Raw genomic sequence first — 12,078 nt, forward strand, 5'->3', positions numbered from 1 at the left:
GCCGCCACACCAGCCGGGCGGGGAGTACCCCCGCCCCGCCGGCGTCCGGGGGGAGGTTAGGCGATGCGGTCCAGGACGATCGGGTTCGCGGTGAAGGACGTGCCCGCCGGGGCGACGTCGTAGCAGCCCTCCAGGGAGGCCAGGGCGTAGTCGAACTTCTCCGGGGTGTCCGTGTGGAGGGTCATCAGCGGCTGGCCGGCCGTGACGGTGTCGCCCGGCTTGGCGTGGAGCTCGATGCCCGCGCCCGCCTGCACCGGGTCCTCCTTGCGGGCGCGGCCCGCGCCCAGGCGCCAGGCGCCGACGCCGACCGCGTACGCGTCGAGGCGGGTCAGGACGCCCGAGGCGGAGGCGGTGACCACGTGCTGCTCGCGGGCGACGGGCAGGGCCGCGTCCGGGTCGCCGCCCTGGGCGGAGATCATCCGGCGCCACACGTCCATGGCGGAGCCGTCGGCGAGGGCCTTCGCCGGGTCGGCGTCCTTGATGCCGGCGGCCGCCAGCATCTCCTGGGCGAGGGCGATGGTCAGCTCGACCACGTCGGCCGGGCCGCCGCCGGCCAGGACCTCGACGGACTCGCGGACCTCCAGCGCGTTGCCCGCGGTGAGGCCGAGCGGGGTCGACATGTCGGTGAGCAGGGCGATGGTCTTGACGCCGCTGTCGGTGCCCAGGGCCACCATGGTGGAGGCGAGCTCGCGGGCGTCCTCGATGTTCTTCATGAAGGCGCCGGAGCCGACCTTCACGTCGAGGACGAGGGAGCCGGTGCCCTCGGCGATCTTCTTCGACATGATCGAGGAGGCGATCAGCGGGATGGCCTCGACGGTGCCGGTGACGTCGCGCAGGGCGTAGAGCTTCTTGTCCGCGGGGGCCAGGCCGTCGCCGGCCGCGCAGATGACGGCGCCGGTGGTGTCGAGGACGTTCAGCATCTCCTCGTTGGAAAGCAGCGCGCGCCAGCCCGGGATGGACTCCAGCTTGTCGAGGGTGCCGCCGGTGTGGCCGAGGCCGCGGCCCGAGAGCTGCGGTACGGCCGCGCCGCAGGCGGCGACGAGCGGGGCGAGCGGGAGGGTGATCTTGTCGCCGACGCCGCCGGTGGAGTGCTTGTCGGCGGTGGGGCGGGAGAGGGAGTCGAAGTTCATCCGCTCGCCGGAGGCGATCATCGCGGCGGTCCAGCGGGCGATCTCGGTCCGGTTCATGCCGTTGAGCAGGATGGCCATCGCGAGCGACGACATCTGCTCGTCGGCGACGACCCCGCGGGTGTACGCGTCGATGACCCAGTCGATCTGCTCGGGGCTCAGCTCACCGCGGTCCCGCTTGGTCCGGATGACGGAGATGACGTCCATGAGGTGACTTCCTTCTACGCGCATAGAGATGAGGGAGGGAGGTTCAGGGGTTACAAGGATTCTCAGGTGGGGGTCGAGCCCGGCTCGAAGACGGCCGACGGCCCTCGGCCCGGCTGGGCGGAGGGCCGTCGTCACGGCTATCTGAGGTGGTCGGGCCCGAAGGCCTGCGGCAGCATCGCGCTCAGCGGCAGGATCCCGTCCGGTGTCTCCACCAGGAGCTCCGGGCCGCCGAACTCGTAGAGCAGCTGGCGGCAGCGGCCGCACGGGACGAGGATCTCGCCCTTGCCGTCCACGCACGTGAAGTGGGTGAGACGGCCGCCGCCGGTGGCCTGGAGGGAGGAGACCAGGCCGCACTCGGCGCACAGGCCGAGCCCGTAGCTCGCGTTCTCGACGTTGCAGCCGGTGATCGTCCGGCCGTCGTCGACCAGCGCGGCCACCCCGACCGGGAAGCCCGAGTACGGGGCGTACGCGCGGGTCATCGCGTCCCTGGCGGCCGTCCGCAGGGCTTCCCAGTCCACCGTGGGGGCCGGGGTCACTTGCCCTGGCCCTTGCGGTACGGCATGCCGTCCGCCTTCGGCATCCGCAGGCGCTGCGCCGACAGGGCGAGCACGAGCAGCGTCGTGACGTACGGGGCGGCGTCCACGAACTGGCTGGGCACCTGGTCGGTGAGCGCGTACCAGACGAAGAGCCCGGCGGCGCAGACCGCGGCGATGCCGGCCTGGAGGTACTTCTTCTTGTACAGCTGCCAGGCGACGGCGAGGACGAGCAGGATCGCGATGAGCAGGAGCATCGCGTGCACGTTCTCGGCACCGCCGCGCAGGCGGAGGCTGTAGGTGAAGCCGAAGAGGCCCGAGCCCAGCGCCATGCCGCCCGGCATCCAGTTGCCGAAGATCATCGCGGCGAGACCGATGTAGCCGCGGCCGCCGGTCTGGCCCTCCTGGTAGATGCCGGTGGAGACGATCGCGAGGAACGCGCCGCCGAGGCCGGCCATGCCACCGGAGATGATCACGGCGATGTACTTGTACTTGTAGACGTTGACGCCGAGGGACTCGGCGGCGACGGGGTTCTCACCGCAGGAGCGCAGGCGCAGGCCGAAGGCGGTGCGCCACAGCACCCACCAGGTGACCGGGACCAGCAGCACGGCGACGACGGTCAGCAGCGAGAGGTTGGTGACCAGGCCGCCGAGGGCGCCGGCGGCGTCCGAGATGAGGAACCAGTGCTTGCCCTGGAGCGTCGCCAGCCAGTCCGAGAGCCCTGGGATCGTGATCTCGGTGATCGGGTCGATGCGCGGGGACTGCTTGGAGGAGCCGCCCGGGGTCTTGTCGAAGGTGAAGTTCGACAGGTACTGGGTGAAGCCGACGGCCAGGATGTTGATCGCCACACCGGAGACGATGTGGTTCACGTTGAAGGTCACGGTGATGATCGCGTGCAGCAGGCCGCCGATCGCGCCGCCGACGATGCCGAGGACGACACCGGTCCACGGGCCCCACTGGTAGCCGGCCCAGGCGCCGAACCAGGTGCCGAGGATCATCATGCCTTCGAGGCCGATGTTGACCACGCCCGCGCGCTCGGCCCACAGGCCGCCGAGGCCCGCGAGGGCGATCGGCACGGCGAGCTGGAGGGCGCCGGAGAACTGGCCGACGGAGGTCAGGTCGTTGGCGCCGGAGATCAGGCGGACGACCGAGACCAGCGCGAGGCCGGCCGCGATGATCAGCAGGATCCAGGGCAGGGTGAGCTTGCGGCGTCCGCCGCCCTTCTGGGGCGCGGCGCTCGTCGCGGAAACGGTGCTGGTGCTCACGCCGCGACCTCCTTGTTGTCGGTCTTGAGGGCATGGCCGGCGGCCAGCTCTTCGCCGACCTTCTGCTGCTGGCGGCGGATGCCGTAGCGGCGGACGAGCTCGTAGCTGACGACGACCGCGATCACGATCAGGCCCTGCATGATCGTGCCGATCTCCTTGGCGTAGCCCTCGGTGTCGAGACCGGCGGACGCCTTGTCGATGAAGGCGATCAGGAAGGCCGAGAAGAAGATGCCGATCGGGTTGTTGCGGCCGAGCAGAGCGACGGTGATGCCGGTGAAGCCGACACCCAGGGGGAAGGACAGGTTGTACGTGTGCGACTCGCCGAGCAGCAGCGGCATGCCGGTCAGACCGGCGACGGCGCCCGAGATGAGCATCGCCGTCATGATCATCTTCTTGGGCTCGACGCCGGAGGCCTGCGCGGCGGACTCGCTGGCGCCGGAGGCGCGCAGGTCGAAGCCGAAGCGGGTCCGGTTGAGGACGAACCAGTAGACGACACCGAGGGCGAACGCCACGAAGGTGAAGCCGTAGATGTCGCCGCCGGGCAGGGACACCGCCGGGAACCAGCCGGACTCCGGGATGTCACCGGTGGTCAGGTCGTTGGAGCCGGGGGGCTGCACGCCGAGGTTCTTCGGCAGGATCAGCCAGGCGATCACGGAGGTGGCGATGGCGTTGAGCATGATCGTGGAGACGACCTCGCTCACCCCGCGCCGGGCCTTGAGGATGCCCGCGATGCCGGACCAGAAGGCACCCGTCGCCATGGCGACGAGCACGATCAGCAGGATGTGCAGCGGGGCGGGCAGCGAGACCGCCGTGCCGACCACGGCCGAGATCATCGCCGCGAGGCGGTACTGGCCGTCGACGCCGATGTTGAAGAGGTTCATCCGGAAGCCGATGGCCACGGCCAGGGCCGCCAGGAAGTAGATCCCCGCCTGGTTGATGATCAGGACCTGGATGTCCTCGTAGCCCGCCTGCTCGATCATGATCCGCAGCGGGTCGATCGGGTCCACGCCCGAGGCGGCCAGCACGAGCATGGTCAGCACGAGGGCGCTGACCAGCGCGAGCACCGGTCCGGCGGCTGCCAGGAGCAGCCGGTCCTTGTCGAATTTCTTCATCGGGCCTCGTCCTCCGTGGTGTCGCCGTCGACCCCGGCGGAGTGGTCGTCATGGGCTTCGAGGTGGCCGCTGGCCGCGCCGGTCATGGCGGTGCCGAGCTCCTCGGGGGTGATGGTCGCCGGGTCGGCGTCGGCGACCAGACGGCCGCGGTAGATGACCCGGAGGGTGTCGGACAGGCCGATCAGCTCGTCCAGGTCGGCGGAGATCAGGAGCACGGCCAGGCCCTCGCGGCGGGCCTCGCGGATGGCGTCCCAGATCTGCGCCTGCGCGCCGACGTCCACACCGCGGGTGGGGTGGGCGGCGATCAGGAACTTGGGGTCGTGGCTCATCTCGCGGCCGACGATCAGCTTCTGCTGGTTGCCGCCGGAGAGGGAGGCCGCGGTGACGTCGATGCCGGGCGTGCGGACGTCGTACTCGCGCACGATCCGCTCGGTGTCCTTGCGGGCGGCCTTCGGGTCGAGGATGCCGCCCTTGGAGTTCGGCTTCTCGGTGACGTGGCCGAGGATGCGGTTCTCCCAGAGGGGGGCGTCCAGCAGCAGGCCGTGCCGGTGGCGGTCCTCGGGGATGTAGCCGATGCCGCCCTCGCGGCGCTTGCGGGTGGGGAGGGCGGAGATGTCCTTCCCGTCCAGCGTGATGGTGCCGCCGTCCGGGCTGACCATGCCCATGAGGGCCTCGATCAGCTCGGTCTGGCCGTTGCCCTCGACGCCGGCGAGGCCGAGGACCTCGCCCTTGTGGATGGTGAGGTCGATGCCGGCGAGCACCTCGCGCACGACGCCGTCCGGGTCGGTCGCGCCGAGGCGCAGACCGGCGACCTGGAGCATCGGGGTGGTGGTCACCGTGGACTCGCGGGTCTCCGGCGAGGGCAGCTCGGTGCCGACCATCAGCTCGGCGAGCTGCTTGGTCGTGGCCGTCTTCGGGTCGGCGGTGCCGACCGTGGTGCCGCGGCGGATGACGGTGATGTCGTCGGCGACCTTCAGCACCTCGCCCAGCTTGTGCGAGATGAAGATGACGGTCAGGCCCTCGGCCTTGAGCTCGCGCAGGTTGTCGAAGAGGGCGTCCACCTCCTGCGGCACGAGCACGGCGGTGGGCTCGTCGAGGATGAGGGTCTTGGCGCCGCGGTAGAGGACCTTGAGGATCTCCACGCGCTGGCGGTCGGCGACGCCGAGGTCTTCCACGAGGGCGTCGGGACGCACGCCGAGGCCGTACGCGTCCGAGATCTCCATGATCTTCTTGCGGGCCTTGCCGCCGATGCCGTAGAGCTTCTCGCCGCCGAGGACGACGTTCTCCAGCACGGTGAGGTTGTCGGCCAGCATGAAGTGCTGGTGGACCATGCCGATGCCGCGGGCGATGGCCTCGCCCGGGTTGTTGAAGGAGACCTGCTCCCCGTCGATCGCGATGGTGCCCTCGTCCGGCTTCTGCATGCCGTAGAGGATCTTCATCAGGGTCGACTTGCCGGCACCGTTCTCACCGATGAGGGCGTGGACCGTGCCCTTGCGGACGGAGATGGCGATGTCCTTGTTGGCGACGACGCCGGGGAAACGCTTGGTGATGCCGTGCAGTTCTACGGCGAGAGGGGGGCTGGACGCGTTGATGACGCACTCTCCTTGGCGCGGAAGGAGCCGGATTTGAGCCAAGTGGCAGGAGGACAGGGCGGGGATCGGCCGGGCGGGTGGGCGGGAGAGGGACGGTATCGCGTCCACGATGCCTCTACGCGCGTAGCACTGTCGGAAGTGAAAACTTGCGGCCAACTGGCCACAAGTTCGCACGGACTGGGGGCGAATACGCGGCTCGGGGTCCGGGAGCGGGTTGACCGCTTCCGGACCCCGGAGACCACGACTCACGTGTCAGACAGGGGCCTTACGGCGTGGTCTTGACGGTGATCTTCTTGGCGATGATGTCGGCCTTGGCCTTCTCCACCGCGGCGATGACGTCGGCCATCGACTTGTACTGCGGGTTCGAGTCGGCCAGGCCGACACCGTTCTTGTCCAGGCCGTAGCGGACCTCGCCGGACTCCGGCTTGCCGTCCTTGACCGACTTGATCAGGTTGTAGACCGCGTCGGAGACGTCCTTGGTGACCGAGGTCAGGATGTGGTCCTTGTACTTCGACAGACCGGCCTGGTTGTACTGGTCGGAGTCGACGCCGATGGCCCACTTGCCCGCGGTGGAGGCGGCCTCGATGGCGCCCGAGCCCGCGAGGCCGGCGGCCGCGTAGACCACGTCGGCGCCGCCGTCGAGCTGGCCCTTGGCGGCGGCCTTGCCGAGGTCGGGCTTGGCGAAGCCCGAGAAGTCCGGCGGCTGGGTCAGGTAGGCCGACAGCACCTTGGCGTTCGGGTTGGTGTCCTTGACGCCCTGGGTGAAGCCCGCCTCGAACTTCTTGATCAGCGGGACCTCGACGCCGCCGATGAAGCCGACGGTGCCGGACTTCGACGCCTTGGCGGCGGCGACGCCGGCCAGGTAGGAGCCCTGCTCCTCGTTGAAGACCAGGTTGGCGATGTTCTTGTCGGTCACCGAGGTGTCGTCGATGATGCCGAACGTGGTGTTCGGGAACTTCGCGGCGACCTTCTTGATGGCCGGGGCGTAGGAGAAGCCGACGCCGATGACCGGGTTGTTGCCCTTGCGCGCCAGCTCGGTGAGGCGCTGGACCTTGTCGGCCTCGCTCTCGCCCTCGGTCGGCTCGGCCTCGGCGGTCTTGACCTTGAGGTCCTTCGCAGCCTTCTCCAGGCCCGCGTAGGCGGCGTCGTTGAACGACTGGTCGCCACGGCCGCCGACGTCGTACGCGATGGCGGCGCTGGCGCTCTTCGACTCCGAGGAGGACGAGGAGGACGAGGCGTCCGAGGACTTCTTTCCGCCACAGGCGGTGGCCGAGAGGGCCAGCGCCGCGGACGCGATGCCCACGGTGGCGATCCTGGTGATCCGGCGCAAGGGGAGGCTCCTTCAAAACCTGACCGAAGCGCCACGACCGGCGCTGGTTTCGCGGCGATCGTAACGCGCGTAGATGTCAGTTAAAGGCCCGTTCATGAGTCGTTATCGGATCGTCGCGAACCGGACAGTGACCGATTGGTAACCGCGGGAGCGTCCAGCCCTTGTGTACCAAGGGCTGGACAGGTCCGACAGAGGGCGCGCGGATGTTGTACGGAGATTTACTTGATTTTTTACGAGGAGGGCCTTGTGCGGCGCCCGTCGAGCAGGGCGGCGGCCGTGAAGAACTCCACGCCGAACCCGATCGCGTCCTCGTCGACGTCGAAATCTCCCCGGTGCAGGTCGCGCTTGGCGGTGTCGCCGGGCTTGCGGACGCCGAGGCGGGCCATGGCGCCCGGGACGTGCTCCAGGTACCAGGAGAAGTCCTCGCCGCCGAGGCTCTGCTCGGTGTCCTCGACGGACTCGGCGCCGCACCGGGCCGCCATGGCCTCCCGGAGCAGTTCGGTGACCACCGGGTCGTTCACCACGGGCGGCACCCCGCGCACGTGGTTGATCTCGAACTTGGCGCCGTGCATCGTCGCGACCTCGTCGATGGCCGCGTGGATCATGTCCGGGGCCTCGTACCAGGCGTTCAGGTCCAGGCAGCGGATGGTGCCGGAGAGCTCCGCGTGCATCGGGATGACGTTGCAGGCGTGACCGGCCTCGATCCGGCCCCAGGTGACCGACATGCCCGAGCGGGCGTCCATCCGGCGGGCCAGCAGGGCCGGCACGTCCAGGGCGACCCGGGCGGCGGCCGTGACCATGTCGGTGGTCAGGTGCGGGCGGGCGGTGTGGCCGCCGGGGCCCGACAGGGTGACCTCCAGCCGGTCGCACGCCGAGGTGATCGGGCCGGGCCGCAGCCCGATCCGGCCGGCGTCCACGCGCGGGTCGCAGTGCACCGCGATGATCCGGCCGACGCCCTCCAGCACCCCGGATTCGAGGGCCTCGGTGGCTCCGCCCGGCAGCACCTCCTCGGCGGGCTGGAACAGCAGCCGCACCGGGCGCGGCAGCAGGCCCTGGCGGTCGAGTTCGGCGAGCACCAGGCCGGCGCCGAGGACCACGGAGGTGTGCACGTCGTGGCCGCAGGCGTGGGCGCGGTCCGGGACGGTCGAGCGGTACGGGACGTGCGTCTTGGCGTCCGGGATGGGCAGGGCGTCGATGTCCGCGCGCAGGGCCAGCATCGGCCGGCCCCGGTCCCAGGTGCCGACGTCACAGACGAGGCCGGTGCCGGACTTCAGGACCCGTGGTCGCAGGCCCGCCTTCTCCAGCCGCGCCTTGATCGCCGCCGTGGTGCGGAACTCCTGGTGTCCTAGTTCGGGGTGCATGTGCAAGTCGCGGCGGAAGGCGATCAGTTCGGCACGCAGGTGATCCGGAAGCTTGCCGGGCAGCTCGGGCCGGTCGGGCTTGCCGGGCAGGGCGGGCAGGGACTCGCGGGACATCAACTGGTTCACCCGTTTAAGGGTAGGCGCACGGATGGGCCAACTGTCTGGAGATCACCGGAAATTCATGCCGTTAGGGGAAAGAAAAGCGGCCTCTGGACGCATGACCGGATGCACGCGGGGGTAAACTCGCGCGCTCATCCGGCCGCGGGGGCCGCCCCGAGGGGGAGTCTGCGCACATCACGGGCGGTGTCGGTGACCCCCGCGAGGAAGCCGCGGGCCCTGGGCGAGGCGGTGGCGGTGAGCCAGGCGGGGTCGACCTCGCACACGGCGACCGTCACGCCGGTGCCGGTGAGCGCGTACGGCAGCGTGTGGACGACCGTGGACGGAAAGCTGACGACGGTACGGCCGATCGGGCCCCGCCGGGCGATCAGCTCCAGCGGCAGGTCCGGCCGTACGATCTCCAGCCCGGTCGCCTCGCTCAGCGCGCGCAGCTTCTCCGGCGTCTCCCGGCGGTGCGCGAAGTAGCGGGTCACGCCGTGCTCCCGGGCCAGCGCGCGGACGGCGTCCAGGTAGCGGAAGGGGTCGACCACCCCGGTCTCCACCAGGGAGGTGCCGACCAGGTCGGTGCCCTTGGTGAGCCGGGGCGGGCCGAAGCGGGACCGGGTCCAGGCGAAGTCGTTGACCCGCAGCCGGGCCCCGGGCGGCGGGGTGACGGGCATCGAGGTGAACAGTTCGACGGTGCGCCCGTCGCGCGGGGTCAGCCGGCGGCGCGCGGTGCCCGACACCGGGGCGTAGACGAGCTCCCGCACCCGGGCCGCGGCCCCGCCGCCGGTGCGGTGCCAGCGGCGCAGCCGTTCGCCGCGGCCGAGCTGTGCGACGAACTCCATGGTGGCGGTGCCGTCGTCCACGACGACCAGCTCGGCGGCGCGGGCCGGGACCAGCAGCAGCTGGAGGAAGCGGGAGAAGGGGTCGCCGACCACGATCCGCCGCGCCCGGCGCACGGCGGGGGCGAGGGCGGCCAGGGCCCCGGCCGGGGACCCGGAGCCGCCCCGGGCCTCCTGCCAGTGGACGGTGTGCCCCTCGCCCCGGGCGATCCCGGCGACCCGGCGCAGCTGGCCCCGTGACATGGGGTCGGTGGGGGGCAGGACGACGATGCGCAGCCCGTCGGCGGCGGCGGCCGGGCGGGGGCCGGTCCGGTTCCGGCCGGGGGCGGGGCCGGGCTGGCTGGGGACGGCGGGCAGCAGCGGGCCGCCGTCCCCGCGCCGGGTGTGGGCCCACTCCAGCACGTTGAGGAGCTGGACCGGGCTCTCCACGAGGGCCAGGGTGGGGGCTGAGGGCGTCACGACGTACTCCGCTCTGGGGAGGAGGGTCGGGGGGGGAGGGCCGGAGGGGGAAGGGCCCTGGGGGGAGGGCCCCGGGGGGGGAGGGTCAGGAGGCGGCGGGGGCGGGCGCGGGGGCCGGGAGGGTGCCCTGGACGCGGCGGAGCTTGCGCATGGGGGCGAGCTCGGAGTCGTAGACCTTCTTGACTCCGTCGCCGAGGGCGGTCTCGATGGTGCGGATGTCGCGCACGAGGCGGGTGAGGCCGCCGGGCTCGACGGAGGCGGCCTGGTCGGAGCCCCACATGGCGCGGTCGAGGGTGATGTGCCGTTCGACGAAGACGGCGCCGAGGGCGACGGCGGCCAGGGTGGTCTGCAGGCCGGTCTCGTGCCCCGAGTAGCCGACGGGGACGTTCGGGTACTCCTCCTGGAGGGTGTTGATCACCCGCAGGTTGAGCTCCTCGGCCTTGGCCGGGTACGTCGAAGTGGCGTGGCACAGGAGGATGTTGTCGCTGCCGAGCACCTCGACGGCGTGCCGGATCTGCTTCGGGGTGGACATGCCGGTGGAGAGGACGACGGTCCGGCCCGTGGCGCGCAGGGCGCGCAGCAGTTCGTCGTCGGTGAGGCAGGCGGAGGCCGCCTTGTGGGCGGGCGGGTCGAACTTCTCCAGGAAGGCGACGGCCTCGGTGTCCCAGGGGGAGGCGAACCAGTCGATGCCGCGCTTGGCGCAGTGCTCGTCGATGGCGAGGTAGTCGGCCTCGCCGAACTCGACGCGGTGGCGGTAGTCGATGTAGGTCATCCGGCCCCAGGGGGTGTCGCGTTCGACGTCCCACTGGTCGCGGGGGGTGCAGAGCTCGGGGGTGCGCTTCTGGAACTTGACGGCGTCGCAGCCGGCTTCGGCGGCGGCGTCGATCAGGGCGAAGGCGGTGCCGAGGTCGCCGTTGTGGTTGATGCCGATCTCGCCGACGACGTAGACGGGGCGGCCGGGGCCGGCGATGCGGGTGCCGAGGGTGCGGAGGCGGGGGTTGAGGGGGGCGACGGTCATGGCGTCGGGTGTCCTTCGCGGGGGTGTCGGGGGTGTGAGCGGTGTCGGGGGTGTGAGCGGTGCGGGAGGGGGATCGAGGAGGGGCTCGGGAGCCGGGTCGAGGAGGGGGGCGAGGAGGCGGGCGCGGGCGAGGTCGTGCGGGTCGTCGACCTCCAGGACCCGCGCCGGGTCCGCGGGGACGGGCAGGACCCGCCCGAAGAAGCGGTGCCGCGCGGCGCGCAGGCCGGCCGCGGTCATGGCGTAGGCGGCGCCGGTCTCCAGCAGTTCCCCGGGGCGGTCCTGGCGGCGGGGGCGGTACGCGGGGACGTGGTTGACCCCGGTCCCGGAGCCGTCGGGGCCGCGCCGCCAGAGGAAGCCGTGGAAGGGGGCGGCGGTCAGGGCGGAGTCGGCGGCGCCGGAGGCCACGGCCGAGGCGACGGACTCCACGTCGGAGGGGGTCAGGAAGGGGCTGGTGCACTGGACCAGGAGGACCACGTCCACCGTGAGGGAGTGCCCGCCCCGTGCGTCGCCGGCCTCGAAGGCGTCCAGGGCGTGCAGGACGGCGGCCTCGCTGCTCGCGGTGTCCCCGGAGAGGGCGGCGGGGCGCGCGATGACGTGGGCGCCGGCCGCGCGGGCCGCGGCGGCGACGGCCTCGGAGTCGGTGGAGACGACCACGTCGGTGACGGTGGGCGCGGCCAGGCAGGCCCGCACGGCACGTGCGACGAGCGGACTCCCGCCGACCCGCGCGGTGTTCTTCCCGGGCACCCCCTTGGACCCGCCCCGGGCGGGAATGACCGCGAGGACCCTGGGGGCCGCTCGCGGCGGGACGAGGCCCGGGACGGCACCCGCGACCGGGGCGGCGCCCAGGGCCGGGACGACGCCCGAGACGTCACCCGCCACCGGGGCTCCACCCAGGGCCGGGACGGCACCGGTGACCGGGGCGGCACTCGGGACGGTCCCCGGGGCAGGGACCGGCACCTGGGCGGGGGCCGGCACCTGGGCGGGGGCCGAGCCGGGCGCCGGGACGGCACTCGCGACCGGGGCTGCGCCCGGGGCCGGGGCGGCACTCAGGGCGGCCCCCGGGGCGGGGGTCGGCGCCGGGGTGGTGTGGGGGCGGGCGGTCACAGTTCGCCCAGGCGGCGGATGGCCGGGGC

9 protein-coding genes and 1 pseudogene are annotated in these 12,078 nt (G+C 71.9%); all 10 read right to left on the minus strand.

Annotated features, from left to right (window positions below; all coding sequences use genetic code 11):
* Positions 1-56 precede the first annotated feature (56 nt).
* Positions 57-1,334 carry a thymidine phosphorylase gene (locus AB0O29_RS31595; RefSeq protein ID WP_365158508.1) on the minus strand — a complete coding sequence of 426 codons (1,278 nt, stop codon included), beginning with the start codon at positions 1,332-1,334 and terminating at the stop codon, positions 57-59.
* A gap of 137 nt (positions 1,335-1,471) precedes the next feature.
* Complete coding sequence (locus tag AB0O29_RS31600; protein ID WP_365158511.1) at positions 1,472-1,870, minus strand: cytidine deaminase; 399 nt, start codon at positions 1,868-1,870, stop codon at positions 1,472-1,474.
* The gene (locus tag AB0O29_RS31605; RefSeq protein WP_365158514.1) at positions 1,867-3,132 is read right to left on the minus strand and encodes an ABC transporter permease; all 1,266 of its coding nucleotides are present in this window, start codon (positions 3,130-3,132) and stop codon (positions 1,867-1,869) included. Before AB0O29_RS31605 ends, AB0O29_RS31600 begins: the two co-directional genes overlap by 4 nt.
* Positions 3,129-4,244, minus strand: a complete 1,116-nt coding sequence (locus AB0O29_RS31610; protein WP_365158516.1) for an ABC transporter permease — start codon at positions 4,242-4,244, stop codon at positions 3,129-3,131. Before AB0O29_RS31610 ends, AB0O29_RS31605 begins: the two co-directional genes overlap by 4 nt.
* Positions 4,241-5,836, minus strand: a complete 1,596-nt coding sequence (locus AB0O29_RS31615) for an ABC transporter ATP-binding protein (protein WP_365158525.1) — start codon at positions 5,834-5,836, stop codon at positions 4,241-4,243. Before AB0O29_RS31615 ends, AB0O29_RS31610 begins: the two co-directional genes overlap by 4 nt.
* A gap of 265 nt (positions 5,837-6,101) precedes the next feature.
* Positions 6,102-7,166 carry a BMP family ABC transporter substrate-binding protein gene (locus AB0O29_RS31620; protein ID WP_365158519.1) on the minus strand — a complete coding sequence of 355 codons (1,065 nt, stop codon included), beginning with the start codon at positions 7,164-7,166 and terminating at the stop codon, positions 6,102-6,104.
* A 230-nt stretch (positions 7,167-7,396) separates the two neighbouring features.
* Positions 7,397-8,641 carry an amidohydrolase gene (locus AB0O29_RS31625; protein WP_365158528.1) on the minus strand — a complete coding sequence of 415 codons (1,245 nt, stop codon included), beginning with the start codon at positions 8,639-8,641 and terminating at the stop codon, positions 7,397-7,399.
* Between the two features lie 137 nt (positions 8,642-8,778).
* Positions 8,779-9,927 (minus strand): hypothetical protein, encoded by a 1,149-nt coding sequence (locus AB0O29_RS31630; protein ID WP_365158522.1) that lies wholly within the window; start codon positions 9,925-9,927, stop codon positions 8,779-8,781.
* A gap of 85 nt (positions 9,928-10,012) precedes the next feature.
* Positions 10,013-10,945 (minus strand): N-acetylneuraminate synthase family protein, encoded by a 933-nt coding sequence (locus AB0O29_RS31635; protein ID WP_365158531.1) that lies wholly within the window; start codon positions 10,943-10,945, stop codon positions 10,013-10,015.
* A 381-nt stretch (positions 10,946-11,326) separates the two neighbouring features.
* Positions 11,327-12,049, minus strand: a pseudogene (locus AB0O29_RS31640) (NTP transferase domain-containing protein); the annotation flags it as partial.
* Positions 12,050-12,078: the final 29 nt, after the last annotated feature.

This window comes from Streptomyces sp. NPDC089915, assembly GCF_040684675.1.
In the GTDB taxonomy this organism is placed as follows: Bacteria; Actinomycetota; Actinomycetes; order Streptomycetales; family Streptomycetaceae; genus Streptomyces.

What these genes read in the sequence shown, in the direction of transcription:
- AB0O29_RS31595 (WP_365158508.1), bottom strand. Translation starts at nt 1,334, where the DNA reads ATGGACGTCATCTCCGTCATCCGGACCAAGCGGGACCGCGGTGAGCTG.
- AB0O29_RS31610 (WP_365158516.1), bottom strand. Translation starts at nt 4,244, where the DNA reads ATGAAGAAATTCGACAAGGACCGGCTGCTCCTGGCAGCCGCCGGACCG.
- AB0O29_RS31625 (WP_365158528.1), bottom strand. Translation starts at nt 8,641, where the DNA reads ATGTCCCGCGAGTCCCTGCCCGCCCTGCCCGGCAAGCCCGACCGGCCC.
- AB0O29_RS31635 (WP_365158531.1), bottom strand. Translation starts at nt 10,945, where the DNA reads ATGACCGTCGCCCCCCTCAACCCCCGCCTCCGCACCCTCGGCACCCGC.